Source organism: Novosphingobium cyanobacteriorum (assembly GCF_029436685.1).
GTDB lineage: Bacteria > Pseudomonadota > Alphaproteobacteria > Sphingomonadales > Sphingomonadaceae > Novosphingobium > Novosphingobium cyanobacteriorum.
In genome coordinates this window covers 125666-150896 of the sequence record NZ_JAROCY010000011.1, presented here as the reverse complement: position 1 = coordinate 150896, position 25231 = coordinate 125666, and the positions used below count along the sequence as shown (strand labels likewise).

The window sequence follows — 25231 nt, the reverse complement described above, 5'->3', positions numbered from 1 at the left end:
AGCGCTCAGCCGCTAAAGGATTCCTCGCGGGGGGCAAGGTCCAGCTTCTGCGCCGCGAGCAGCGCATCGGGCAGCACGAACAGTTCCGGCGCGTGGGTATAGAGCAGCGCCGCCTCCACCGTGGCGCCGGGATGGATCACCCGCAGCGCCGCGACATAGGCCGCCATCTGGCGGATATAGGCCGCCGGGATATCCTCCAGCGCGCGCGGCGGGCGGCGGCCGGTCTTGAAATCGACGATGCGGATAAGCCCCGGCGTGACCAGCAGACGGTCGATGGTGCCCGAAACGATGCGCTCCCCCACCAGCGCGGCAATCGGCACTTCGGCCAGCGAACCCGGCCCGAACACGTCCTGCCAGCCGGGGTGATCGAGCACGGCGATTGCCGCATCGGCCATGGCCGCATGGTCCTGCGGTTCAAAGCCCACTGCCGATTTCGCCAGCCAGACCAGCGCAGCCTCGCGCCGCTGTTCGGGCGGCAATTCCGGCAGACGTTCGATCAGCTTGTGCAGCAGCGTGCCGCGCCGCGCCGCCAGCAGGGCACCCGGACCCGGCCGCACCGGGGGATCGGGCGCGTCTTCCTCGCCCAGCGACGATGGGGCCAGCGGGCGCGGCGGGCGCGGTTCCGGTCCGATCGGTGCGGTCAAGACCTCGGGCAGGACAACAGGCATGGCGTCCTGCACCTCGCCCTTGCGGCCTGAATGGACCGGCGGCCCGCCCAATTGCTTGCGCCCGCCCCACAGCGCGTCCTCCGTCCAGCCTTCGGTGCCGAACAGCGGCTCCAGCTGCGCATACCAGCTGTCCGGCGGCAGCTCGGTCTGGCGCTTGCCCAGCGATCCGGCGATGAACAGCGCCTCTTCCGCCCGGGTCATCGCCACATACAGCAGGCGCCAGTGCTCCTCGCGCTCTTCCTTCAAGGCCAGCAGCTCCGCCGCCTTGACCGGCCCGGCGCGCTCTTCCTTCTTCAGCGGCGGCAGGGGAATCGCGCGCTTCTCGTCCAGCACGTGCTCCACCACTTCCAGCCCGCGCGGCGGAGACTTGTCCGGATCGTCCGCCGCATCGGCAAGGATCACGATGGGCGCCTGCAGGCCCTTGGAACCGTGCACGGTCATCACCCGCACCAGCCCCTCGTTCTTGCCAGCCTCGCGCTTGATGTCGCCCTCGCCCGCGTCGAACCACTGCAGGAAGCCGACAAGGCTGGGCACCTTGCCCCCGGCATAGGCCATCGCGGCGTTCAGCAGTTCATCGATCGGGTCGTTCGCCTCGCGCCCCAGCCGCGCCACCAGCCTGCGCCGGCCCTGCCAGGGCCCCACCAGCATCCAGTGCAGCAGCGAGGCCGGCGGCTCGTAATCCGCGCGCGCCAGCAACGCGCGCAGCCGCTCCATCGTGGCAAAGGTCTCGGGCCCCTCGCTCTCGCGCAGGTGGTCCCACAGCCGCACCCGCTTCGCCCGGTATCCGAAGCGCAGCAGATCATCCTGCGTCCAGCCGATCAGCGGCGAGACCAGCAGGTTGGCAAGGTTCAGGTCGTCCAGCGGCTGCGCGCAGAACCGCAGCGCCGCCATCAGGTCTTTCACCGCCAATGGCGCGCCCAGCCGCAGACGGTCCACGCCCGCCACCGGCACGCCCTGCGCATGCAGCCGCGCCACGATCAGCCCGGCCAGCTCCTTGCGCTTGCGCACCAGCACCATGATGTCGCCCGGCCCGGCATTGCGCCCGTGTTTTTCCAGCGGGAAGCCCCGCTCGATCCAGCCGCGCACCTGCCGCGCGATGCGGTCGGCCAGCGTACGGTCAGGACGGGAGAGCCAGGATTCCTCGCCCTCGCCCACACCATCCTCGGCGTCCTCGGCCTCACCGTCCTTCAGGCCGACGACCTGCCACAGCGCCACCGTGCCGGCGCGCTCGTCGCCCTTGTGCGGTTCCGGCGCATCCTTCAGGCCAAACCGCGCCACGCCGATGTGGTGGATCGCCCTGTCGACGAAATCGAGGATCGGGCGCGATGTGCGATAGGATCGCCCGAGCCCGAGGTCGAGCAGCCGACGCGCCTCGTCATTGGTCGCTTCGGCCAGCGCGAACAGCTGGCGCGCCACCTTGTCGCGCGCCTTGTCGAAGTTCTCCGGGCTGGTGCCCTGGAAGCGGAAGATCGCCTGCTTGTAGTCCCCCACCACGAACAGCGTGCGCATGGCATCGGGCCGCTGCCCTTCGCCACTGAAGAAGTCGCTCACCAACCCGTCGAGCACGATTCGCCACTGCGCCTCGTTCGTATCCTGCGCCTCGTCCACCAGCACATGGTCAAAGCGCCGGTCCAGCTTGAAGCGGATCCATTCGGCGCTGGTCTTTTCGGTCAGCAGGCTCGCCGCCGCGCGGATCTGATCGTCAAAGTCGATGAAGCCTTCGCGGGTCTTGGCCTCGTCCCACGCGATGGCAAAGCGGCGACCCAACGACAGCGCGGGGTCGAGCGTCTCGGCCAGCTGCACCAGCGCCTGCCGCTCGCGCACCGTCTCGATGCAGGCGATCACGCGGTTCTGGTACTCGGCATAGTCGGCATCGTGCTTCAGCAGGTTCTTGGCCGATTTCGGCTCGCCCTTGGCTGTCAGGAACAGCTTGGCGAACTCGTCCAGACCGATCAGGCGGCCCTTCCCCGCCACGGAAAGCCAGTCGCCCATCATGTTGGCCGCATCCACGCCGGTCTGCGTGCCCCAGCGCGCATTGGCCTCCATGCAGCGGCGAACGGAGGCACTGTCGAAGGCGGCGTCTTCGCACAGCGCGGCCACGCTCGATCCGTCCTCATCGGCGTCCAGGCCCAGCACCCGATTGATCCGGGGGCGCAGGGGCGGCTGCCAGGCGCCGCGCCCCAGCCACAGGTCCCGCGCGCCGGCGCAGCGCAGCAGGAAGGCCTCCACCGCATCCTGGCTCATCCGCAGCGACAGGTCGGACAGCGCGTCGAGCAGGCTTTCATCCCCGGTCTCTTCCGCGCGCACCAGCAGGTCGGCCAGCACCTGCCGCACCAGCAGGTCACGGTCCCGATCCTCCATCGCCCGCGTACCCGGCAGCAGCCCCGCCTCCACCGGAAAGGCGGAGAGCAGCCATTGCGAAAACGCGTGGATCGTCTCGATCCGCAGGCCCCCACCCGGGCAATCGAGCACGGCGGCAAACCGGCTCCGCGCCCGCGCCAGCGCATCGGGGCCATAGGCCGCGCCGATTGCACGCAAGTCTGCGGCAAGGCGCACGTCGTCCATGCGCACCCAGCTGGCGAGCACTTCGTTGACGCGCGTCGCCATCTCGGCCGCGCCGGCCTTGGTGAAGGTCAGGCACAGCAGCTGTTCGGGTTCCACCCCCGGCTGCAGCAGCAGGCGCAGCACGCGGGCTGACAGCACCTGCGTCTTGCCCGTACCTGCGGAGGCGGAAAGCCACACCGTGCGCGCAGGCTGCACCGCGTGCATCTGGTTGTCCTGCAAAGGAAAAACCTTGCCGCTCATGCCTCATCGCTCCGGCTGGCTCGGCCCTGCCACTCATCCAGCCGCATCAGCTGGTCATAATCGGAATAGCCCGGCAGATCGGGATTCAGCCGCGCAGTGAACGGGTCATTCCCCAGTATCCAGCGGGCGATGGCCTCTTTCAGGAAGCGTGTCGTTTCGGGCAGGAAGTCCTCGCGCGGCAGTCCGCTTAGCTTTCGGCCCTCCTTCACCGGCTCGCTGCGATAGCCGAAGCCGCCCTGCTTGTTGCGCGCCAATGACCAGTACTCAAAGGCGTTAGGGGTGCCTTCAACCCCTTTGAACCCCCTCTCAGTCGCGATCAGCCCGATCAGACCGAGCTGCAGCGCAAAGCCCTGCTCCACCATGCTGCCCGATGGCGGCATGCCGGTCTTGTAGTCGACAATCGCCAGCGTTCCATCGGCGCAGCGGTCGATGCGGTCGGCGCGGCCATGGATGCGAACGCCGTCGATCCGCGCTTCGCCGCGTTCCTCGAAGGCGACGACTTCGCGCCCCTTGGCCAGCAGCTCCTGCTGCTCGTTGTCGATCCACGAAAGCGCCGCCGCCAGCCTCGGCTGCCACAACGCCCGCATGAAGGGGTGCGCGCTCATTTCCGCCAGCGCTCGCTCGGCCAGCGGCACCAGCTCACCCGGCGGTGCGCCCGCCTTGTGCCAGGCTTCGAGGATGGCGTGGACCGCGGTGCCGCGCCATGCAGGCGTGGGGTCCGCATCCAGCGGATCGAGCGCGCGCAGGCCGATGATCGCCTGTGCATAGAACTGATAGGGATCGCCGCGCAGCCGGTCGAGCGCGGTAACCGCAATGTCCACCTGCCGCTGCTCGGCCGAGGGCATCGGCTCGGGCCGTGCATAGGGGGGCGCTGGCGGCGCATCGTCGAGCGCGCGGGCATAACGCACCGCGTCAGCCTCATCGCGCACGTTGTCGCCCAGCATGGCGCGAATACGCAGCAGGAAGCGCGAAGGGATCGCCGGCCCGCTGCTGTCGCGGTTGGCGTGGCTCAGCACCACTTCGGGCGCCCCCAGCGCGGCGGCCAGATCGTGCGCGGAAAGGCCGATGCGGAAATCCGCACCGGGAATGCCCAGCGCGCGCAGGATCGGCGGCGCCAGCAGCGGATCGGGCGCCGGACTGCCGGGCCATGATCCTTCGGTCAGCCCGCCACAGATCACCAGGTCGGCGCGGCTCATCCGCGCTTCCAGCAGGCCGTAGATGGCAAGGCGGGGATGCGCGCCATAGGCCGGGCGCACCGCGATCTCGTCCATCGCATCGCGCAAAAGCGCGGGCAGTTCCGCTGGCGGCACCGGCAGGATCACGGTCTCCGCCGCCTCGCTCCACTGTTCAACGAAGGCGGCAAGGCAGCGGCCATCGGCCTGCGCCCACACCGCCGTGCCGCAAAGCGCCTCCGCCGTTTCCGAAAGCAAGGCCAGCGCCATGCCCAGCGGCAGCGGTTCATCGAGCGCCAGCAGCGAGGCCAGCAGGCCGCTCGCCTCATCCCACCAGTGGCCAAGCCGCGGATAGTCCCGGCCAGCGGCTTCCACGGCATGGCGCACCCCGTCGAGCCCTGCGCCGGGTCGGGGGCCGCGCAGCACCAGATCGAGCGCGCGCACCTGCTCCAGCCAGCGCGCACGGCCTTCGCCACTGCGCACCAGCGGATGCCCCAGCACCGCCAGCAGCGGCACCGGCGCGGCGCGTTCCGCCCAGCATTCCGCCAGTTGCAGGAACAGGCGCCCTGCCGGGGTCTGCGACAGCGGGCGACCGGCGGTGTCATCCGCCGCCACGTTCCAGCGCGCCAGATTGGCGACAACCCGCTGCGCCAGGATGCGATCGGGCGTGATCACGGCCACGCGCTTTTCCGGCACGGACAGCGCTTCGCGCACCAGAACTGCGATGGCCTGCGCCTCCTCCTCGGGATGCGCCGTTTCCATCAGCCTCACGCCTGCCAGCCGCCGCTGTTCGGCAGGCAGGGTTGCCCACGCCGTGCTCGCCTCTGGCGGCAGGAACAGGTTGGAAATCGCCCGGCTGCGCTCCGGCGACGCAGCGGCGAGGCCGGCGCGGTGCCAGGGCGCCACTTCGTCCCGCCGGATGCCCATGCGGTTCAGCAGCAGCTTCAGGTGATACTGCGGGTGCGTCACCACATCGCCCTTGGCGAACACTGGGCCGCCGGCTTCCTGCGGCGCACCGGCGCAACCCAGCGCTTCCCACACTTCGTCCGACAGCGACAGGTCTAGATCGGGCAGGATCACCCCGCCGTTGGGCAGGTCCGCCACCACGCGCAGCAGACGCGCCACCGCGGGTGAGGCTGAGGTCACGCCCGCCGCCACCACCGGATGCGCCGGCGGGCTTTCCCGCCAGCGCCGTGCCGCATGTTCCAGAAGGCGGTTGCGCCGCTCCGGCGCATCGACCAGCCCCATACCTTCAAGTTCGAACCGCCAGCGCGCCTGCACGCGGGCGAACAGGCGCAGCGATTCCTGCCAATGGTCCGCAAGTTCGGGAAGCATGTCTATGGAAAGCAAGGCTTCGGGCGCAACGCCTTCCACCGCCATGCGGTCCATTGATCCGACCAGCGAGCGCGCCTGCCGCAGCAACCCGGCCTCGCCCGGTGCCTGATCTCCCAGTTCCTCGCGCAGCAGTTCGGCCACGCGCAGCAGGCGCACGATCGGGTCCACCGCCGCCGGAATGTCGGCGCCCATGCCGATCGGATCGAGCAGCGGCCCCAGCGTCTCGTCGAGGTCCAGGTCTCCCACCACGGCCATGCGCGGCAGCAGCAGCCCGCCGCCAGAGGCGCGCACGAAAGCCTCGGTCACCGTGCGCACGGCACGGCGGCTTGGCAGCAGCAGGGTCAGCCGCGCCAGCCCCAGTCCGTCTTCGCGATACCGCGGGATCAGGCCCGCAACCAATGCGTCGGCAAAGCCGCGGTGCGCCGCGATCGAATAGACGCCCGGTCTCTCCCGGCCGCCGCTCACGTGGATTTCGTCAGCGCCATTTCCGTCGGCGCGATCATTTCGGGGCTGCCCACTTCATACCACAGCCCGGTGTGGGCCAGTCCGAACAGTCGCCCTTCCTCCATCGCCCGGTTCCACAGCACGGTGGTTGAAAACGCGCCATCGGGCGCATCGCGCAGCAGGCGGCGCGAAACGATCTGGATGCCGGTGAAGACATAGGGCGCCACGTGGCGCTGCCGGCGTCGGCTGATCCGGCCGAGCGGATCCAGGTGGAAATCACCCAGCCCGGTGTAGTTGAACGCCTGCGCATGGCTGACCAGCAGCAGCAGCGCGTCCATCTTGTCCTCGTCCCACGCATCGCTGAGCGCCGCAAAGGCATTGCGCGGGCCATCCAGCCAGATCGCATCGCTGTTGAGGCAGAAGAACGTATCGGCATCGATCAGTGGCAGCGCCCGCACCAGCCCGCCGCCGGTTTCCAGCAGGGCGTCGGTCTCGTCGGAGATGGCCACCTGCGGGTGATCGCGATGCGCCAGGTGCGCCACCATCTGGTCCGCCAGATAATGCACGTTCACCACCGCGCGCGAAACGCCCGCCTCACCCAGCTTGTCGAGCGCATAGTCGATCAGCGGCTTGCCCGCCACGCGCACCAGAGGCTTGGGCCGGCTGGCCGTCAACGGGCGCATCCGCTTGCCAAGGCCTGCGGCCAGCACCATCGCCACATCGCTTGCCAGTGGCTTCACAGTTCAAAGGCTCCGCCAAGGATGCCCGCCGGATCGCGCAGTTCGCTGGGGATGAATTCATCGAACCAGCGCGCCACCGGCTCCAGCGCCGGGTGCGTCAGATCCCGCTCCAGCAGCGCCCACACGCGCGGGATGTAATCGAGATAGCGCGGCTTTCCGTCACGCTTCCACAAACGCACGAAGATGCCGATGATCTTGGCGTTCCGCTGCGCCCCCAGACGGGCATAGTCAGCCAGGAAATCGGCATGCGGGCGCGCGCGCTCGACATAATGGTCGAACATCGCCGCTTCCAGTTCGGGCGAGACATCGCGCCGCGCATCCTGCAGCAGCGAGACGAGGTCGTAGGCCGGATGCCCGTTCAGCGCATCCTGGAAGTCCAGCAGGCCCTGCCGCTCCAGCCCGCCGTCCAGCATGATGTTTTCGGCATGGTAATCGCGCAGCACGGTCACGCCCGGCCGCTGGCGCACCAGCACGTGGCTCATCACCTCTTCCCAGGCCGTGGCCCAGCGGCGGCTGTCGACATAGAGCGCGCGTGCCGGGCAGAACCAGTCGATGAACAGCTTGGCCTCGCGCTGGTATTCCGCCAGCGAATACTGCGTGAACGGGCCGGGCGGCAGGCGGTGCAGCTGGACCAGCGTTTCCACCGCGTTGCGATAGACCTCGATCTCGTCCTGCGGCCATGCGTCCAGGTATTCGCGCATGCGCACCTCGCCGAAATCCTGCAGCAGGATGAACCCCTGCGGAGCCGCCTCGGCCAGGATCTGTGGCGCGCGCAGCCCGTTCGCATCCAGCCACTTGGCGGCGCGCAGGAACGGCTCCGGGTCCTCATGCGGGGGCGGTGCATGCATCAGCATGGCCGAGCCACTAGTGCGGCGCACGCGGAAGTAGCGGCGGAACGAAGCATCGCCGGGCAGCGGCTCGATCGTCGCGCCGGCCCAGCCATGGTCGCTGAGGAACGGTTCGACGCCGGGGGGAATGGTCAGGTCCATGGTCCCCGCTCTAGCCAATCGCGCCCCGGCTCGACAATGGCCCGCCGCGTGTTTTCCAGCACTTCAAACCGGATGGAAAGGCAACCCGGCTCATGCGCGAAGCCACCGGCCTGCTCGGGCCATTCGGCAATCAGCGCCGCGCCCTGCCGGTAATCGTCCAGCCCGATCTCCTCGACCTCTTCGGGTCGCTCAAGCCGGTAGAAATCGGCGTGGACCAGCGGCAGGCGGACGGCGGGCGGCTCGTACATCTCGATGATCGCAAAGCTCGGGCTCGGCACTTCGCCTTCGTGGCCCAGCGCGGCGATCAGCGCGCGGGCCAGCGTGGTCTTGCCTGCGCCCAGCCCGCCACTCAGCGCCACGACATCTCCGGGCCGCAGCCCCTCGGCAATGCGTTGCGCCAGCGCCCCGGTCGCCGCGATGTCGGGCAGGTCGATGGTCGTCGCCATCAGGGCAGCGTCACCACCGCGGCGGTGCCCTGCCCCGGCTCGCTCATCAGCTCGATGGTGCCGCCGTGCGCCTCCACCAGCTGGCGCACCAGCGGCAGGCCCAGCCCGGTGCGGCGTTCGGCGGTCTTGCCATCGGCGGCGATCTTGAGCCCCTCCATCGCGCGGGCCAGCGCCGACGAATCCATCCCGCGTCCGTTGTCAGACACGACGATCTGCAGCGCCCCGCCCTTGGCACGGACGCATTCCACCAAGATTCGTCCTCCTTCGGGCGTGGCGGCTATGGCGTTGTCCACCAATTGGCCAAACGCGCGTCGCAGGCGGCGTTCGTCGCCGGTAACGGTGCCGACCGAGGCGCTGCCGCGCAGGTCCAGCGTCAGGCCCGCAGTGGCGATGCGCTCGGCGCGTTCCTGCACCACGGCGGTCAGCAGCGCGAAGATCTCCACCGGCTCCCGCGCCAATGGCAGGGTGCCCGCTTCGCTCTGCGAAAGGTCGAGCACATTCTCGATCTGCTCGCCCAGCCGCTCCACCGAGGCGAGGATCGCGGCGACATATTCCTTGGCCTGCGCAGGCAATTCGCCCGCCACACCCGCCTGCAGCAGCTCGGCAAAGCCACCGATGGAGGTCAGCGGCGTGCGGAATTCATAGCTCATGTTGGCGATGAAGCGCGTCTTCACCGCGTCCGCCTCCACCAGCGCGGCATTGCGTTCGCGCAGCGCGGCCTCGGCCTTCTGCGCATCGGTTATATCGAGCACGGTCAACAGCCCGTTGCCATCGGGCAGCGGCACGCCGGCGAATTCCAGGTACCGCCCGTTGGCCAGCGCAAGCCGTCCGGTCTTCTGCTTGCGCTCCAGCGTGGCGGCCTGGATCACATGGCCGATCGTGCCGACCTGCGCGGGGCGCTTCAGCTGTCCGGCAATGCGCTTGAGCAGCACGTCGGCGCGCGGGTGGGTGGCGAGGAACGTTTCCTCCAGCGCCCAGTCCCCGGCAAAGCGCCGGTTCCACAGCTGCAACTTGCCATCCGGCCCGAACACCGCGAGCGATTCGAACAGGTTGTCGAACGTGGCGGTGCGGGTACGCAGCAGCGTGTCACGCGTGGCGGAAAGCTGCAGCTGCTCGGTGCGATCCTCGAAGATCATCAGCAGCCCGCCATCGGGCATCGGCTGGCCCACCACGCGCAAATGCGTGCCGTCGTTCAGGTGCCAGGGCTCGTCGCGCGGTTCGCGGCTGAGGAACCAGCCCTGCCGTTCGCGCCGCCATTCGGGGAAATCGCGCACTTCTGGCAGGCGGCCGCCATCGCGCATCCGGTCGAGCACGCGGTCAAACGGCGGAGTGTCGACCACCCAGGCCTGCGGAATGGCAAAGATGCGCAGGAACGGCTGGTTGGCGAAGACGAGGTTCCGCTTGGCGTCGAACTGCGCGATGCCGGCGGACAGCGTGTCCAGCATCTGCCGCTGCGCATCGCGGAAGCGGCGGAACTGGCGGATCAGCTCCTCCATCTCCTCGATGTCCACCGCGTATCCGGCCACGCCTTCCTCGCCCAGCGGCAGGTCGATCACCCGCACCGCGCGGCGCTGGCCGTCAATGGTGGCGGAAACCACGCGCTCCAGCTGGCTCTTGCGCGCCTGCGCCTGCCTCGCGGCCTGCTGGGCGGAGACGCCCTCGACAGGTTCGACCAGTTCCACCCCGCGCGCCACCACATCCTCGGCGCTCTTGGCCCCTACCGCGCGGACATAGGCGGTGTTGACCAGCCGCAGCTTCATGTCCGGCCCGCGGAACCACATCGGCAGGGGTGCGGCTTCGATCAGCCCGGCGAGTCCTGCGAAATCCGCCCGCGCCTCGGCCGCTTCCCCGCGCAGGCGGCGCAGTTCGTCGTCGCTGTCGGAAAAGTCGAAGAACCAAACCAGCGCCGCGCCGCCGGCCGAGACCTGCGGATCGGCCAGGTGCCCGCGCACGCCCAGACTGCGGTTCGATCCGCGCGTGCGCAGCGCGAGGCGGAACGGCGCGCCGCTCTTCTGCGCGCGCCGGACGGCGTCGGAGAGCTGCGAGAGCTGGACTTCGTCGAAGCCGCGTTCGCCATCGTCGAGTTCCGAGAGGTAGCCGGGCATGGCGTCGAAGCCGAACCAGCCGGCAAGGCGCGATGGCCCTTCGATCCGCCCGTCGGCGCGCACCAGCAGGGGCAGTGCGGGCGATTCCTCGATCATGCGGGAAAGACGGCGGGCCTGCCGCTGGCTCGCCTCGGCACGGCGCAGGCGGCTGCGCGCGGCCAGCACGGCCCAGGCCGCCGCCGTGGTCCAAGCGGCAAGCAGCAGGGCGATCAGCACCAACGCGGTCTGGTTGAGCAGCGGCATCGCCAGTTCGCTACGGTCTGCCCGCCCGAAATACAATGCCGGGCCACCCGCAACCTGTGGGTGGCCCGGCGTTAATCAGCCTGCAAAGGGCTCAGTAGCGGTAGTGATCCGGCTTGAACGGCCCCTGCGCCGCCACGCCGATATAGGCCGCCTGCTTGTCGGAAAGCGTGGTCAGCTTCACGCCCAGCTTTTCAAGATGCAGCGCCGCCACCTTCTCGTCCAGGTGCTTGGGCAGCACATAGACCTTGTTTTCGTATTCGCCGTTCTTTGTGAACAGCTCGATCTGCGCCAGCGTCTGGTTGGTGAAGCTGGCGCTCATCACGAAGCTGGGGTGGCCGGTGGCGCAGCCCAGGTTCACCAGGCGGCCCTTGGCCAGGATGATGATCTGCTTGCCGTCGGGGAACTCGACCAGGTCGGTGCCCGGCTTCACTTCGGTCCACTTGTAGTTGTTCAGCGCGGCAATCTGGATCTCGCTGTCGAAGTGGCCGATGTTGCACACGATGCTCATCGGCTTCATCGCCTTCATATGCTCGGCGGTGATCACGTCCTCGTTGCCGGTGGCGGTCACGAAGATGTCGGCGCGGCTCACCGCCTCCTCCATCGTCACCACTTCATAGCCTTCCATCGCCGCCTGCAGCGCGCAGATCGGGTCGATCTCGGTCACCATCACGCGCGCGCCGCCGTTGCGCAGCGAAGCGGCCGAACCCTTGCCCACGTCGCCAAAGCCCGCCACGCAGGCGACCTTGCCGGCCAGCATCACGTCGGTGGCGCGACGGATCGCGTCGACCAGCGATTCCTTGCAGCCATAAAGGTTGTCGAACTTCGACTTGGTCACGCTGTCGTTCACGTTGATCGCCGGGAAAGGCAGCTTGCCGTCCTTGGCGATCTGGTAAAGGCGATGCACGCCCGTGGTGGTTTCTTCCGAAACGCCCTTGATGTGCGCCACCGACATGGTGAGGTAGCCCGGCTTGCGCTTGAGGAATTCCTTCAGCGCGCGCACGAACTCGATCTCCTCGGCATTGCTCGGCTCGAACAGCGGCTCGCCCGCTTCCACGCGCGCGCCCCACAGTGCAAACATCGTGGCATCGCCGCCGTCATCCAGGATCATGTTGGCGGTGCGGCCGGTGCCGTCATCCCAATCGAAGATCGAACCGACATAGTCCCAGTATTCGGCCAGGCTCTCGCCCTTCACCGCGAACACGGGAATGCCCCGCGCGGCGATCGCGGCGGCGGCGTGGTCCTGCGTGGAATAGATGTTGCACGTGGCCCAGCGCACATCCGCGCCCAGCGCCACCAGCGTCTCGATCAACACGGCGGTCTGGATCGTCATGTGCAGCGAGCCGGTGATGCGCGCGCCCTTGAGCGGCTGCGACGCACCGAATTCCTGGCGCAGCGCCATCAGGCCGGGCATTTCGGTTTCGGCAATGGCGATCTCGGCCCGGCCGAAGTCGGCAAGGCCGATATCGGCCACCACGTAATCATGCTGGGCGGTTGCGGTCGTCACGGGGAGGTCTCCTGGAATGTCTTGTTGCCTGGCCCTTAGCCGCTTGCCAGATGAATATAAAGAACTCTTTATATCCGCATGTGCAGTTGCGCTGTCACCTTCGTGGCCTATATCCACGCCACAAACCTTCAGAAAAGGATACGGGGAATGACGATTTCGGTTGGAGACAAGCTGCCCGACGTGAAGCTGGTCAAGGCCACGCAGGACGGGCCGGAAGCCGTGCAGTCGGCTGATTACTTTGCGGGCAAGCGCGTGGCTCTGTTCTCGGTGCCCGGCGCCTTCACCCCCACCTGCTCGGCTAAGCACCTGCCCGGCTTCGTGGAAAAGGCCGCCGATATCCGCGCCAAGGGCATCGACGAGATCGCCTGCACCGCGGTGAACGATCCCTTCGTGATGAAGGCCTGGGGCGCCGCCTCGGGTTCGGCCGACGTCACCATGCTGGCTGACGGCAACGGCGATTTCGCCAAGGCGCTTGGCCTCACCATGGACGGTTCGGGCTTCGGCCTCGGCACCCGTGGTCAGCGTTTCTCGATGGTCGTGAAGGATGGCGTGGTCGAACAGCTCCATGTCGAAGCGCCGGGCGACTTCAAGGTCTCCTCGGCCGAATACATGCTCGAAAACCTCTGATCCTAGTTCTGCCGGGGCTGCACGCCGTGCGCCCCGGCCCACGTCAAAACTGTGGCCCACCGCATGGCGCTTTCGGGCAAATGCGGTTGCAAACGAAACCCGATGACGCCAATCAGGGCGCATTCCCGGGTCTCGTCCTGAGTCTCGGTCGACCCTGACAGACCTGAGGACTCCGGATGCGCTCCCTGCTGCCCAAAACCCTTCTTACCGCCAGCCTGATCGCCGTTGCCGCCGTTCCGGCAATTGCCGAAGACGCCAAGCCGGTAGAAAAGTCCTCGGAGGCCAAGGACCACAAGGACGCGCTGAAGGAAGACGCCGAAAAGGCCTGGCCCCGCCCGCCGGTGGAAGAACAGGCCAGTGTCAGCAAGGGCAAGGTGGATACGCGCAGCGGCACCATTGCCTACACCGCAACCGCCGGTACCCTGACCATCCGTGATGATACCGGCAAACCCACCGCCAGCCTGTTCTACACCGCCTATACCAGGGATGGCGGCGGCCCCAACCGCCCGGTCAGCTTCTTCTACAACGGTGGCCCCGGCTCCTCCACCGTATGGCTGCGCATGGGCAGCTTCGGCCCGGTACGCGTCGCCACCGATGCGCCGATCTATGTCGCGCCCTCCAGCTATGCGCTCAAGCCCAATCCCGACACGCTGCTCGATCGCACCGATCTCGTGTTCATCGATGCCGTCGGCACCGGCTGGTCACGCCCGCTGGGTGACAAGACGGGCAAGGACTTCTGGGGCGTGGACCAGGATGGCGAAGCCTTTGCCCGCGCTATCATTCGCTACATCGACCGGAACGACCGCTGGCAGAGCCCCAAGGTGCTGTTCGGCGAAAGCTATGGGACGCTGCGCAACGGCGTGGTCGCCGCCAAGCTTGAGGCCCACGGACTGAGCCTTGATGGCATCGTGATGCTCTCCACCATCCTCAACTATGGCGTCGAGCAGCCCGGTTACGACATGCTGCCGATGACGCTGGTGCCGACTTATGCGGCCACCGCATGGTATCACAACAAGATCGCCAACCGCCCCGCCAGCCTGCCTGTCTTCCTCGATGAAGTGCGCGCCTGGGTCGCCGGGCCCTATGCCGCCGCGCTGGCCAAGGGCACCGCGATCGAACCCGCCGAATTCGACGCCACCGCGCGCCAGCTTGCCGCCTACACCGGCCTGTCAGAAGCCTTCGTCCGCCGGGCCAACCTGCGCATTCCGCTGGGCCAGTTCCAGACCGAGCTGCTGCGTGAAAAGGGCGTCGCCACCGGCCGGCTCGACACCCGCTACCTGCTCGATGTTGCCGATGCGAACGCAACATCGCCGGTCGAAGACCCGTCGGACACCGCCATCACCGGCGCCTATGTCGCCGCGTTCAAGACCTATGTCAGCAAGACGCTCGGCTTCAAGACGGACATGCCCTACCTGCTTTCGGCCTACAACGCCGATGACTTCGACTGGGACTGGAGCCACAAGGCGCCCGGAGCGTGGGACAAGCAGATCTCGCCCGATACGGGCATCGATCTCGCCTATGTCATGCGCGTCAACCCCGCGCTCAAGGTGCTGTTCCTCAACGGCTATTACGATGCGGCAACGCAGTTCTATGCCACCGAGTACGACATCAACCACCTGATGCTCACCGCGCCGCTGCGCGCCAACATCACCAGCAAGTATTACGAAAGCGGGCACATGCTCTACCTGAACCAGCAGATCATGCCCCAGCTGCACCAGGACATCGCCAGCTGGTATGACAGCGCGACGAAGCGCTAACGCGCCAGCAAGGGCTCGAGGAAGTGGATGACCCGCGCCTCGAGCTCGATGCGCCGGTCGGACCAGGAATGGTCCGTGGCGACATGGGCCGCCTGCACCTTGTCACCGCCCGCCTTGCGCACGGCTGCCACCAGAACGTCACCGTGCGTAGCCAGCCCATCGTCCGATGTCAGCACCAGCAGCGGCGTCTGCTTCAGCGCCTCTGCCCGCGTCACGTAATCCCATGTGGCGGCATGCGCGGCCACTTCCGCAGCCATCTCGCCCGGCCCGGCAACCGCCAGCGTTTCCCGGTTCTCGTCCATCAGCTTGATCCGGTCGGCATCCGGCATCGTGCCGATCATGCCGAAATCGGCGGCGGAGATCATCACCAGCCCGCGCAGCGCAGGCTCTTCGGATCCCGCCATGGCCGTAACCCAGCCGCCCATCGAATGCCCCACCATCGCCATGCGCGCGGTGTCCACGCCCAGCCGCGTCGCGTTGGCGGGATCGCGCAGGAATGCCAGCGCCGCGCGCGCATCCTGCGGGTTCTGGCCAAAGCGGAACTGCCCCGGGCTGCCCCATGATCCGCGATAGTTGAAGGTGATTGCGTTCCATCCCTGCCGCCGCAGCGCCTGTGCCAGATCAAGGTTCTTTTCGTTCCCCGGCAGGCCATGGCACACCACCACCGTCGGATGCGGACCCGCGCCCGCGGCCAGATAGGCGACACCGTTGATCGCCACGCCGCCCGAAAGGATGTGCAGCACTTCCATGCGCGCGGGATGCGCAGCGTCCGCCGGAGGATCGGTGTAGATCGCGGGCGGGAGATCCGCCGCCTGCGCCTGCCCCCCTGCGCCCAGCATGAGGCACGCCACCATCAACCGTCCCGGATTGCGCATCGCCTGGCCTTCCCACCTGCTGGGTAAAACTTCCGCCAACCCCGCCGGTTGTCAACGCCTTCGAAGCGCCACGCCGGGTTCAGAACCGCAAGGCGGCGCGCGCCACCACGCGGTCATCCAGATCACCCCTAGCAATAAGGCCTGATCCGCCAGACGTCCCGGTATAGTCGATCCCGGCGCTCAGTGGCCCGCGGCTGTATTCCACGCCAAGCTTCCAGTCGGTGTAGGAACCGCCGGGCCGCAGCCGGCTGCCCCCTGCTTGCGAACCCGCAGACCGCCCGAGCGCCGCCACCAGGGTCAGCGGCGTACCCGGCAGCCCGGCAGTTGCCGATGCCCGCACATGCACGTTGCTTCCGCCGATCGCCGCCTGTGGTGGCGCGTAATAGGCTCGCCCGTCGATCTCAACCGGCCCCAGCGCATAGCGCACGCCCGCGCCCGCCTCGGCATAGTCCATCCGCCCCTGCGCGTTCACAAAGGCATGACCCACCGCCTCCACCCACACAAACGCCGGGCCGACCGGCCATTCCCGGGCAAGGCGCAGGTCCGCCACTGCGTCGGCCCCGCCATGGCGCGCCGATCCGCGCAGGGTAACCACGCGGACCGACGCATCAATACCGGCGATGGGGCCATAGACCTCCGCACCGATCACGCCCTTCCCGCCCGACCAGTAGAGGCCCCGGCGCACTTCGCCGGTTCCGGCCTCCACGGCGGCACTTATCTCCCCGGCGCAGGCCGGTGCGCCCGAAAGCGCGCCCGCAGCGATCACCGCTGCCCACGTCCAGTTGCGACGCAGCGGGTCAGCCCTCGCCATGCGTTGTCAATCGGTCGGCCTCCGCCAGGATCGCGGCGCGATCCTGCGCCACCAGCGCCATCATCGTCGCCTGCAGGCGATCCTGCCTTGCGGCAACCGTCCGCTCGATGGCCTGGCGCGCGCCGGCGCACCATCCTGCCGCTTCACCGGCCAGGGCGTTTTCCTGCCGCATGGTGTGGCGCGCGGATGCCGCCTTGCCCGCCCGCGCGGTGCGCTCCACCGCCAGCGAGACCGTCCATGCGCAACGCAGCGTGCTGGCCCTGCCGCCGGGCGCCGTGCTTCCGATCTGCCGAAGGGCAATCTCGCTCACGCCTTCATAGTCGGCGGAAATCGGCACCCCCCGGTGCGTCACCACCGTGCTGTGGCGCAATGATCCTGTCGCAGCCTCGGCCGCCGCCGTGCCGGCAACCATTGCCCCACCTGCGATGCCCAGCGCCAGCCAGGCCTTTGCCATGCCTTTCATCCAGCTTTCTCCTGCAAACCACATGTTCGCCCCGGTGTTCACTTCACCGATGACGCACGCTTAGGTAGGTCAGGCTAACCAGTTCGGGCAAGGCACGGAATTGTAATGTTTCTTTGCTGGCTTGGTCAGTAGCCCATCAGGCTCAGCACTTCCTTGCGGCTGCGGTTGTCCTCCAGGAAGGTGCCCATCAGCCGGCTCGTCACCATGCCCACCCCGGGGGTGCGCACGCCACGGGCGGTCATGCAGGCATGGCTCGCCTCAATCACCACGGCCACGCCGTGCGGGCGCAGGTTGTCCCAGATGCACTGCGCGACTTCGGCGGTCAGCCGCTCCTGGATCTGCAGGCGGCGGGCATAGCCGTGCAGCACCCGCGCGAGCTTGGAAATGCCCACCACCTTGTCACGCGGCAGATAGGCGATCGCCGCCTTGCCGATGATCGGCGCCATGTGGTGCTCGCAGTGTGACTGGAACGGAATGTCCTTCAGCAGTACGATCTCGTCGTATCCGCCCACTTCCTCGAACTGCCGGGCAAGGTGCACCGCCGGGTCCTCGGAATAGCCCTGGCAATATTCCTTCCACGCCCGCGCCACGCGCTTGGGCGTATCGAGCAGCCCTTCGCGCAAGGGTTCGTCGCCGGCCCAGCGGATCAGCGTGCGGATCGCGTCCTGCACCTCCTGCGGAACGGGAACCTTGCCGCTGCCATCGTCCTCGTCCGGTCCCACCAGGCTGCTCATACCTTGCTCTCCCATCTCGTCATCCGGGCCGCCGCAGGATCCTGCTGCGAAACAGCCCGCCCCGGCGATAGAACGCCAGCATCTGCTCCGGCCGCTCGGGATCGAGCACCTCTGCATCGGCCAGCGCCTTTTCGGCCTCGGTCAGCTCACGCGGGCGGAACGGTTCAAGCCTGCGCCCGCCGTCCGCGCCCGCCTGCGCGATCATCGCCGCCATCGATCCCGCGGCGGCAATGCGCTCCGCTACATCCCCGATACGCAATCCGCAATGCTCGGCCAGCAACCTTTCCCGTATGCGGCCGATCACCGGGCGGGCGTGGTCGTTGCCGGGGCGCGCCGCATCGATGAACACGTCGCATTCGCTGTCCAGGCCCATCGACCGGTTGTTCATGTTGGCCGACCCTACGCGCAGGATTTCGTCGTCCACGATCATCAGCTTGGAATGGACATAGATCGGCGTTCCCGCCGCGTTGTGCGGGATCCACATGCTGAACCGCCCGCCATGGTCCCGCGCCTTCATCGCCCGGTGCAGCCGGGCCCGCGCCCCGTCCATCGCCTGCTGTTCAAGCCAGCCGTGCGAAGCCTGCGGCATCACCAGCACGATCTCCGGCGGGTCCGGCTCGTCCAGCCTCAGCGCGATCGCCTCGGCCACCTTGCGGCTGGCGAAATACTGGTTCTCGGCATAGATGAACCGCCTCGCCCGGGCGATCTGCTCCAGGAACAGGGCCTGCACCTCCCGCACCTCGGCGCAATCGCCCCATTGCGATCGCGTGCGCGCAATGCCGATCTCCACATCCTCGAACTCGGCATCCAGCCCTACGGGCCACGGGCTGCCATCTTCATCCGCGCACGGGCCAAACGGCTTGCCACCGGCCTGCTGCCAGCGCGTCCGGCCATATTCGCCCAGCGCGCGGGCAATGTCGCCCTCCATCATCATCGTGCAATCATGCCAGGGTGGAAACAGCCGGCGATGGCCGGGCAGGCGGCGGCGCCGATCGTTCTCCAGGTGCTCGCTGGTGTCCCAGCGCTCGCCCGCCATGTCGATGCCGCCACACGCCGCCACCTTGTCGTCCAGCACCACGATCTTCTGGTGATGGCTGCATCCCAGCGGGTGCGCGCTGTCCAGCTTGAAGGTGATGCGCGGGTGCCGCGCCCAGCGCAGCAGATCGAACACCATCGATCCCCGGAAAATGGCCTTCAACGCGCCGAAATTCCATTTCAGCACGCGCACTTCCAGCCTTTGCCGACGGTTGGCCAGCCAGACCATGAACGATCCCAGCCGGGCCGGGCTCACCCTTCTGCGCGGCAGGTTCCACCACCGCCGCCCGTCACCGATCAGGATGCGGGTGTCAAAGTCCCAGCCGATCAGAAGGATGCGCTGCCGCGCCCGCAGCATGGCGTTGCGCATGTGCAGGAAGTAATCCGCCGCATCGATCACCAGATGCGCGCGGCTCGCCCGGGCATAGCGCCACACCGAGGGCGAATGGCCATCGCCTGCGTCTGCCGTATCTGCCTGCTTTTCAATTTCGGCGTTCATCGCACCCCCTGCCGCGAACGCCCTGCAACGCGGCACCTGCGATGCGGGTTCCCGCTCACTTCTCGCGCGGGATCACCATCTCGTCCGGGTGCGCCACATTCAAATCCTTGCGCAGCAGCTCACCCACCAGGTCCGGATCGGCGTGGCGCGGATCAAGCAGGTTGACGCGGTTCTGCAGCCGGTCCCGCTCGGCGCTCAGCTGCGCCACTTCCTTCTGCCGCTGATCCAGCAGACGGGCGTTTTCGGTCCAGGCCAGCACCCCGCTGGGGCCGGCAATCGCTACAGCCCCCATCAGCAGCAGCGCCATCAGCGCCAGCGTCTGGGTCAGGCTCTCGCGCGGCAGTTTCAGGCGGGAACGGCGGTTTTTCATCGTCTGGTCACAGAATCACAGTTGGCTTCGCGATTCAAGCGGGTACGCCGAAAAAATCGCACATTACCAGCGCCGTCCGCCGGATCGTGTCCGTGATGCTACCTCAAGCCGGTCGCGTCCCTTGGCCTTGGCGGTATAGAGCGCCAGGTCGGCCACCTTCATCGTCTCGTCGGCGCTGCCGGCAATGTGCGCCACCCCGGCGCTCGCCGTGGTCCGCACGATCGCCTCACCCACCACGCGTGTCGTGCCCGAAAACGTGGTCAGGATGCGACCACACACCTGCTCCGCCTGTTCGGGCGTGCTGCGCGGCAGGATCACGGCAAACTTCTCCCCGCCGATCCGCGCCACCATGTCCTCCTGCCGCACCTGCGACCGGGCCAGCTGGGCAAAGATGGTCAGGACCTTGTCCCCCACCTCGTGCCCGTACTGGTCGTTGATCGCCTTGAAGTGATCGAGGTCGAACAGCGCCAGGCACCCTTGCGCGCCCTGGTCCAGATGGTGCTGCAGCATCGCCACGAAGGCTCGCCGGTTCGAAAGCCCGGTCAGCGGATCGGTCAGCCCCGCCTCGAACAGCTGCTCCTCAAAGGCCTTGCGCTCGTCGATGTTGCGGATCAGCGCAACCGCGCCGGTGATCCGCCCGTCTTCCTGCAACAGGGGATGGATCTGGATTTCGAACCAGTGATCCCGCCCTTCGGGGTCAACCGGCTTCAGCGCCCCTCCGGCAACGAATTCGGCCCAGCGCTCCTGCGTTTCCCCCCCCACGATCGCATCTTCGTGCAGGCCCATCACCTGCCCCGCGTGCGTCGGATGGACAATATCGGTCAGGTGCCGCCCGATCAGGCTTTCGGGCACCGTGCCGCCCTGCCGCGCCATCGCGGGGGAAGCATAGGCGATCATCCCGCTGGTATCGGTCCGCAGCACCACCTCGGTCGCGTTCTCGGCCAGCAGCCGATAGAGCGCCTGCGTCTCCGCCAGCGCCTCTTCCACCGCGAACCGGGCCTTCTCCTGCGCACCGGCGATCTTCAGCCGCAGCATCGCGAACGACATCAGCGCCAGCAGATAGAGCGCCGGCAGCCACAGCGCCGCCCACGGCATCGGCAGGCCGCCGGCACGGCCCACGGCAATGCCAATTCCCCCCGCCGCCGCAATGAACAGCGCCAGCCCCAGCGCCGCGGCAAGGAAGACCGTATCGGTTAGCGCCCTGCGTACCATGCCGCAGCGATGCGCGCCGCACGTTAACGCTTTCCTGACGAAGATGGTTAACGTCCAGTTTAACCAATCCGGCACACGATTTGCGCAACGGCCCGTCCCCCGCACGGGGCATTTCACCTTAACTTGCGGATACAAAAGGAAATAAGAACCGCTGCCGTCATTGCACGCAGCACTGGCAGCAAGAGGTGTTCCGGGGACCGCCCCCACTTCCGCCAACCCTTACGGGGACCCAAGCCACCCAACCACCCGGACGCACCCCCGCGTCCGGCCAGAGAGGATTTGTGCCATGGATACGACCTACCAGATTGTCCCGAACGGCAGTTCCACCAGCCTCTATTTCCAGAACGACGGCACCTTCTCGCCGCAGGAACTCGCCCTCAACCAGCAGCTCACGCTGGACCAGGTGACCGGGTACTACAGCCTGACCACGACCTATGACGATTACATCCGTATCCAGACCTTCCAGCCCACCACCGACACCACCGACGATCCCAGCTATTTCAGCCTGACCGGTGAAAGCTTCACCGACCTTTCTGGCAGTGCCATCGTCCGCGATGCCACCCCCGCATCTGACGTGATGAGCGGCACCGCGGGTGACGACACCCTGCGCGGGCATGACGGTGACGATTTCCTCTATGGTCGTGATGGCAACGATCGCATCGTCGGCGGCGCGGGCAGTGACCACCTCTATGGCAACGATGGCAACGACAACATCATTGGTGGCGATGGCGCAGATGTTCTGAACGGCGGCGCGGGTGATGACCGGATCGATGGCGGGCTCGGCGCCGATCTCGTCCATGGCAACACCGGCAATGACCTGCTGATCGGCCGCGACGGAGACGATGCGCTTTATGGCGATGCCGGCAATGACCGCATCCTTGGCGACGCCGGCAACGACCGCGTGGATGGTGGTTCCGGCGATGACCGGCTTGAAGGCGGCATCGGCGATGACTCGCTTTATGGCGATGCAGGCGCGGACGTGATCTTCGGCGGCGATGGCAATGATTATGCCTCGGGCGAGGACGACAACGACCGTATCAACGGCGGCGCTGGCAACGACACGCTGCTTGGTGATGGAGGGCAGGATAGGATCGCAGCCGGCGCGGGCGATGACATTGTCTATGGCGGCACCGACGCTGACCGTATCCATGGCAATGACGGGGCCGATCGTCTGTCAGGCGATGAAGGCAACGATCACCTCTGGGGTGGCGATGGCAATGACACCCTGCTCGGTGGCTCGGGCAATGACATCCTCGATGGCGGGGTCGGTGCCGACAAGATGGTCGGCGGCACGGGCGACGATACCTACATCATTGACGAAGCAGGCGATCGTATCGTTGAAGGTTCGAACGGCGGCAATGACAGCATCCGCGCCTCGGTGAACTACACGCTCGCCGCCGATTCCAATGTCGAGAACGTGATGCTCACCGGTTCTGCCGATCTCATGCTCACCGGTAACGACAATGGCGCGCGCCTCACCGGCAACGCCGGGGCAAACATCATCCATGGTGGCACCGGGGTGGACAAGATCTTCGGCATGGATGGCAACGACGTGATCCATTCGGGCGGCGGGCGCGATGTCATCTATGGTGGCGCCGGCGCTGACACCTTCACGTTCGACAACGCCAGCCTTGCCGGCACCACCGCAACCACAGCGGCGCGCATCATGGACTTCAGCGCGCTGGAGGGTGACCGGATCGACATGACCGGCGTCGATGCCGATCTCAACACGGTCGGCGCACAGTCCTTCACCTTCATCGGCGCAAGCGCCTTCTCCAGCACGGTTGGCGAGCTGCGCGCCGAAGTGGTGAACGGCAACACCATCATCTATGGTGACCAGAACGGTGATGGCACTGCCGACTTCGCCCTGCGCGTCGATGGCGCGGTCAGCCTGCACCTGGCCGATCTCGTCCTCTGATATCCTGTTCCACCTTTTTCAAGGGGCGGCTTCGGTCGCCCCTCGTTCGTCTCGCACAGGCAGCTTCGCCAACGGCAATCCCCGAACTGTGCCCGGTGCAGTGGCCCGCCGGCAAAGCCCTGGGCCAAAGGGCAGCGCCGCCAGGATTGATCCGCATTCGGATGATTTTAACCGCAGAAATACTTAGCGCAAACCTTGGCTGTCACAAGCTACCGATCCGGATTGGTCGGATTCCGGGCTAACTCAGGATGCCCTTCCCGCCGACCTGTGCCATGGCCAAACCTCTGAAAGAAGGGCGTATTCCATGGACGTCTCCGAAATCAAGATGAACTTCGCGCGCCTCACCGGCAAGCAGTACGATTTGCTTAACGAAATGGCGAAGGGCCGCACCCTGTCGGAAATCGCCGTGCGCCAGGGCGCCACCGAAGGCAGCGTCGCCCGCCGCCTGCGCGCGCTGCGCATCCGCTTCGGCATGGCTGATGAAGGGGTGGTGAAGCTGTTCAAGGCCTGGCAGAACAACGTGCTGGACAAACAGTCCGCTCTGCCGATGGACGTGCTGCGCCCGTTCCTGATCGATCCGATCTCTGTCGTCCCGCAGAAGCTGCCGGTCAACGAAACACTGCCGCTGTTCCCCTGGGCCCGCCGCGCCAGCTGATTCGCCGCGTCCCGTCGCCACAACGCTGCCGCTTTTGCCGGAAAAATGGTGCGCCCGACGGGATTCGAACCCATGGCCCCCAGATTAGGAATCTGGTGCTCTATCCTGCTGAGCTACGGGCGCCCGCCGCTTCCATAGGGGGGTCTGGCCGATCAGGCAACCGGGGTTGCCATCTACTAACGGCTTGTCAGTTCGCCTTTTCCGGGGGCACCACCGGAAACAGGATGGGGGCAATCTCGATGCCCTCTTCCACCAGGGCCATTGCCTCGTCCGGCGTGGCCTGCCCGTGAATCGGTGCGGCGTCCTTCTCGCCATAATGCATGGCGCGGGCGTCCTCGGCAAAGCTGTCGCCCACCCAGGTCGATGATTTCAGCGCCTCGGCCTGCATCGCGGCCACCGCTTTCAGCATGGCCACCGCCTCGGGCGGCATCGGCGTTGTCGCCATTGCCTGCGGCTTGTCCGCCTGGGCCGGAACCGGCATCGGCATTGCCGGCATCTGGTTGCCCTTGCGGCCCACGTTCGGCGCCATCACCGCCTTGCCCACGTCGGCGCTGCCACACGTCGGACACGTCAGAAGCCCGCGTTCCTGCTGAATGGCAAAATCGTCAGACGAGCCGAACCAGCCCTCGAAGCGGTGCCCGCCATTCCTGCATTCCAGATCGAAGACAATCATAGGACCGCCGATCTAGGGATTTCACGCTTGTTGGCAAGGCTCGGCAGCTGCCGCCGCACTTCGCCGATGCGCGCAAGGTCGATCTCGGCAAAGCCCAGCGCGGCCTGCCCGCCGCCCATGTCGCCTCCCATGTCCAGCACCACATCGCCCCACGGGTCGATCACCAGCGAATGGCCATAGGTCTCCCGCCCGTCCTCGTGCCGCCCCACTTGCGCCGCGCTGATCACGAAGGCGCTCGCCTCCACCGCCCGCGCCCGCTGCATCAGGTGCCAGTGCGCCCGGCCCGTGGGCACGGTGAAGGCCGCCGGAATGGCGATCGCATCGCACCGCTGCCGCTCCAGCTCTTCAAACAGGGCGGGAAAGCGGATGTCATAGCAGATGGCAAGGCCCAGCCGGCCCACCGGGCATTCCACCGTCACCACCTGCTCGCCGGGACGATAGGCGGCGGATTCGCGCCAGCTCTCGCCCGTCGCCAGGTCCACGTCGAACATGTGGATCTTGTCGTACCGCGCGCGGATTTCCCCCGCCGGGTCGATCACGAAGGCGCGGTTGGCCCACAGGTCGCCACCGGCACGCACCGCCAGCGATCCGATGTGGACCCACAGCCCCGCCTTGGCCGCCGCCTCACGCACGCGGGCCAGCACCGGGCTCTCCTCTTCGGCCACCACGCTGGCGGCCGCCCGCTTGCGATCACGGTCGATCAGGCCAGACATCTCGGGCGTGAACAGCATCGCCGCGCCCTCGCCCGCCGCGCGCGCAACCGCATCCGCCATTGTCGCGGCGTTGGCCAGCGGATCGATCCCGCTGGTCATCTGCAGCAGCGCAACCTTCACCGTCATGCCCGGCGATGCCCGCTCACTTGCCCAGCATCATGTCAAGCTTGCCCTGCGCGTTCAGCGCGGCAAGGTCGTCCGATCCGCCCACGTGCATGTTGTCGATGAATATCGAAGGCACGGTGAAATGGTTGGGCGCGCGCTCCATCATCTCGGCCTTCTTCGGCCCGCCCATGGTCACGTCGTATTCCTCATAGGCCACGCCCTTCTGGTCCAGCAGCGCCTTGGCCCTGCTGCAATATGGGCAGCCCCACTTGGTATAGATCTCGACCTTGGGAACGGTGTTGGGATCGCTCATCGTCGCCTCTTGAATTTCCG

General features: G+C 67.1%; 21 protein-coding genes and 1 tRNA gene. 4 read left to right on the top strand and 18 right to left on the bottom strand.

Annotated features, from left to right (window positions below; all coding sequences use genetic code 11):
• Positions 1-5: 5 nt before the first annotated feature.
• The 7 genes from addA to ahcY form a co-directional block, all read right to left on the bottom strand.
• Positions 6-3473 (bottom strand): double-strand break repair helicase AddA, encoded by a 3468-nt coding sequence (gene addA, locus POM99_RS12985; protein ID WP_277278475.1) that lies wholly within the window; start codon positions 3471-3473, stop codon positions 6-8.
• Complete coding sequence (addB, locus tag POM99_RS12980; protein WP_277278473.1) at positions 3470-6445, bottom strand: double-strand break repair protein AddB; 2976 nt, start codon at positions 6443-6445, stop codon at positions 3470-3472. The genes addA and addB overlap by 4 nt, the downstream gene beginning before the upstream one ends.
• A complete protein-coding gene (locus POM99_RS12975) occupies positions 6442-7137 on the bottom strand; it encodes a nucleotidyltransferase family protein (RefSeq protein ID WP_279644629.1) in 696 nt (231 codons plus the stop codon). Before POM99_RS12975 ends, addB begins: the two co-directional genes overlap by 4 nt.
• 23 nt (positions 7138-7160) lie before the next feature.
• Positions 7161-8153 carry an aminoglycoside phosphotransferase family protein gene (locus POM99_RS12970; protein ID WP_277278470.1) on the bottom strand — a complete coding sequence of 331 codons (993 nt, stop codon included), beginning with the start codon at positions 8151-8153 and terminating at the stop codon, positions 7161-7163.
• Positions 8144-8572 (bottom strand): tRNA (adenosine(37)-N6)-threonylcarbamoyltransferase complex ATPase subunit type 1 TsaE, encoded by a 429-nt coding sequence (gene tsaE / locus POM99_RS12965; protein ID WP_438823012.1) that lies wholly within the window; start codon positions 8570-8572, stop codon positions 8144-8146. The genes POM99_RS12970 and tsaE overlap by 10 nt, the downstream gene beginning before the upstream one ends.
• Before the next feature lie 26 nt (positions 8573-8598).
• Positions 8599-10947, bottom strand: a complete 2349-nt coding sequence (locus tag POM99_RS12960; RefSeq protein WP_277278466.1) for a sensor histidine kinase — start codon at positions 10945-10947, stop codon at positions 8599-8601.
• Between the two features lie 91 nt (positions 10948-11038).
• Positions 11039-12451 (bottom strand): adenosylhomocysteinase, encoded by a 1413-nt coding sequence (ahcY, locus tag POM99_RS12955; protein ID WP_277278464.1) that lies wholly within the window; start codon positions 12449-12451, stop codon positions 11039-11041.
• Positions 12452-12598: 147 nt separating this feature from the next.
• Here ahcY and POM99_RS12950 point away from each other — a divergent pair, with 147 nt between their 5' ends.
• Positions 12599-13078 carry a peroxiredoxin gene (locus tag POM99_RS12950; protein ID WP_277278462.1) on the top strand — a complete coding sequence of 160 codons (480 nt, stop codon included), beginning with the start codon at positions 12599-12601 and terminating at the stop codon, positions 13076-13078.
• 176 nt (positions 13079-13254) lie between these two features.
• Positions 13255-14835, top strand: a complete 1581-nt coding sequence (locus tag POM99_RS12945) for a S10 family peptidase (protein ID WP_277278460.1) — start codon at positions 13255-13257, stop codon at positions 14833-14835.
• On the opposite strand, the gene POM99_RS12940 is transcribed toward POM99_RS12945, so the two are convergent.
• From POM99_RS12940 to POM99_RS12910, 7 genes are all read right to left on the bottom strand, one after another.
• Positions 14832-15710: an alpha/beta hydrolase family protein gene (locus tag POM99_RS12940; RefSeq protein ID WP_277278458.1), complete on the bottom strand. Its 879-nt coding sequence runs from the start codon at positions 15708-15710 to the stop codon at positions 14832-14834. The genes POM99_RS12945 and POM99_RS12940 overlap by 4 nt on opposite strands.
• Before the next feature lie 79 nt (positions 15711-15789).
• Complete coding sequence (locus POM99_RS12935; RefSeq protein ID WP_277278456.1) at positions 15790-16521, bottom strand: TorF family putative porin; 732 nt, start codon at positions 16519-16521, stop codon at positions 15790-15792.
• Positions 16508-16984, bottom strand: a complete 477-nt coding sequence (locus tag POM99_RS12930) for a hypothetical protein (RefSeq protein ID WP_277278454.1) — start codon at positions 16982-16984, stop codon at positions 16508-16510. The genes POM99_RS12935 and POM99_RS12930 overlap by 14 nt, the downstream gene beginning before the upstream one ends.
• 125 nt (positions 16985-17109) lie before the next feature.
• Positions 17110-17718, bottom strand: coding sequence for a GTP cyclohydrolase I FolE (folE, locus tag POM99_RS12925; RefSeq protein ID WP_277278452.1), 609 nt, complete (start codon positions 17716-17718; stop codon positions 17110-17112).
• A 19-nt stretch (positions 17719-17737) separates the two neighbouring features.
• Entirely contained in the window at positions 17738-19252 is a 1515-nt protein-coding gene (locus POM99_RS12920) for a phospholipase D-like domain-containing protein (protein WP_277278450.1), read from the bottom strand.
• 55 nt (positions 19253-19307) lie between these two features.
• The gene (locus tag POM99_RS12915; protein WP_277278448.1) at positions 19308-19622 is read right to left on the bottom strand and encodes an FtsB family cell division protein; all 315 of its coding nucleotides are present in this window, start codon (positions 19620-19622) and stop codon (positions 19308-19310) included.
• 63 nt (positions 19623-19685) lie between these two features.
• A complete protein-coding gene (locus POM99_RS12910) occupies positions 19686-20834 on the bottom strand; it encodes a sensor domain-containing diguanylate cyclase (protein ID WP_277278446.1) in 1149 nt (382 codons plus the stop codon).
• Between the two features lie 286 nt (positions 20835-21120).
• On the opposite strand from POM99_RS12910, the gene POM99_RS12905 reads away from it, so the two are divergent.
• Positions 21121-22752 carry a calcium-binding protein gene (locus tag POM99_RS12905; RefSeq protein ID WP_277278444.1) on the top strand — a complete coding sequence of 544 codons (1632 nt, stop codon included), beginning with the start codon at positions 21121-21123 and terminating at the stop codon, positions 22750-22752.
• A 304-nt stretch (positions 22753-23056) separates the two neighbouring features.
• Positions 23057-23407, top strand: coding sequence for a helix-turn-helix transcriptional regulator (locus POM99_RS12900; protein WP_277278442.1), 351 nt, complete (start codon positions 23057-23059; stop codon positions 23405-23407).
• Positions 23408-23453: 46 nt separating this feature from the next.
• Here POM99_RS12900 and POM99_RS12895 read toward each other — a convergent pair.
• From POM99_RS12895 to grxC, 4 genes are all read right to left on the bottom strand, one after another.
• A tRNA-Arg gene (locus tag POM99_RS12895) sits at positions 23454-23530 on the bottom strand.
• A 64-nt stretch (positions 23531-23594) separates the two neighbouring features.
• A complete protein-coding gene (locus POM99_RS12890) occupies positions 23595-24080 on the bottom strand; it encodes a DUF1178 family protein (protein WP_277278440.1) in 486 nt (161 codons plus the stop codon).
• Positions 24077-24919, bottom strand: a complete 843-nt coding sequence (locus tag POM99_RS12885) for a carbon-nitrogen hydrolase family protein (RefSeq protein WP_277278438.1) — start codon at positions 24917-24919, stop codon at positions 24077-24079. Before POM99_RS12885 ends, POM99_RS12890 begins: the two co-directional genes overlap by 4 nt.
• A 16-nt stretch (positions 24920-24935) precedes the next feature.
• Entirely contained in the window at positions 24936-25211 is a 276-nt protein-coding gene (gene grxC / locus POM99_RS12880; protein WP_277278436.1) for a glutaredoxin 3, read from the bottom strand.
• Positions 25212-25231: the final 20 nt, after the last annotated feature.

Coding starts and splice junctions, on each gene's coding strand:
- addA (WP_277278475.1), bottom strand. CDS start 3,473: ATGAGCGGCAAGGTTTTTCCTTTGCAGGACAACCAGATGCACGCGGTG.
- POM99_RS12975 (WP_279644629.1), bottom strand. CDS start 7,137: ATGGTGCTGGCCGCAGGCCTTGGCAAGCGGATGCGCCCGTTGACGGCC.
- POM99_RS12970 (WP_277278470.1), bottom strand. CDS start 8,153: ATGGACCTGACCATTCCCCCCGGCGTCGAACCGTTCCTCAGCGACCAT.
- POM99_RS12960 (WP_277278466.1), bottom strand. CDS start 10,947: ATGCCGCTGCTCAACCAGACCGCGTTGGTGCTGATCGCCCTGCTGCTT.
- POM99_RS12950 (WP_277278462.1), top strand. CDS start 12,599: ATGACGATTTCGGTTGGAGACAAGCTGCCCGACGTGAAGCTGGTCAAG.
- POM99_RS12945 (WP_277278460.1), top strand. CDS start 13,255: ATGCGCTCCCTGCTGCCCAAAACCCTTCTTACCGCCAGCCTGATCGCC.
- POM99_RS12940 (WP_277278458.1), bottom strand. CDS start 15,710: ATGCGCAATCCGGGACGGTTGATGGTGGCGTGCCTCATGCTGGGCGCA.
- POM99_RS12935 (WP_277278456.1), bottom strand. CDS start 16,521: ATGGCGAGGGCTGACCCGCTGCGTCGCAACTGGACGTGGGCAGCGGTG.
- POM99_RS12930 (WP_277278454.1), bottom strand. CDS start 16,984: ATGAAAGGCATGGCAAAGGCCTGGCTGGCGCTGGGCATCGCAGGTGGG.
- folE (WP_277278452.1), bottom strand. CDS start 17,718: ATGAGCAGCCTGGTGGGACCGGACGAGGACGATGGCAGCGGCAAGGTT.
- POM99_RS12920 (WP_277278450.1), bottom strand. CDS start 19,252: ATGAACGCCGAAATTGAAAAGCAGGCAGATACGGCAGACGCAGGCGAT.
- POM99_RS12915 (WP_277278448.1), bottom strand. CDS start 19,622: ATGAAAAACCGCCGTTCCCGCCTGAAACTGCCGCGCGAGAGCCTGACC.
- POM99_RS12910 (WP_277278446.1), bottom strand. CDS start 20,834: ATGGTACGCAGGGCGCTAACCGATACGGTCTTCCTTGCCGCGGCGCTG.
- POM99_RS12905 (WP_277278444.1), top strand. CDS start 21,121: ATGGATACGACCTACCAGATTGTCCCGAACGGCAGTTCCACCAGCCTC.
- POM99_RS12900 (WP_277278442.1), top strand. CDS start 23,057: ATGGACGTCTCCGAAATCAAGATGAACTTCGCGCGCCTCACCGGCAAG.
- POM99_RS12890 (WP_277278440.1), bottom strand. CDS start 24,080: ATGATTGTCTTCGATCTGGAATGCAGGAATGGCGGGCACCGCTTCGAG.
- POM99_RS12885 (WP_277278438.1), bottom strand. CDS start 24,919: ATGACGGTGAAGGTTGCGCTGCTGCAGATGACCAGCGGGATCGATCCG.
- grxC (WP_277278436.1), bottom strand. CDS start 25,211: ATGAGCGATCCCAACACCGTTCCCAAGGTCGAGATCTATACCAAGTGG.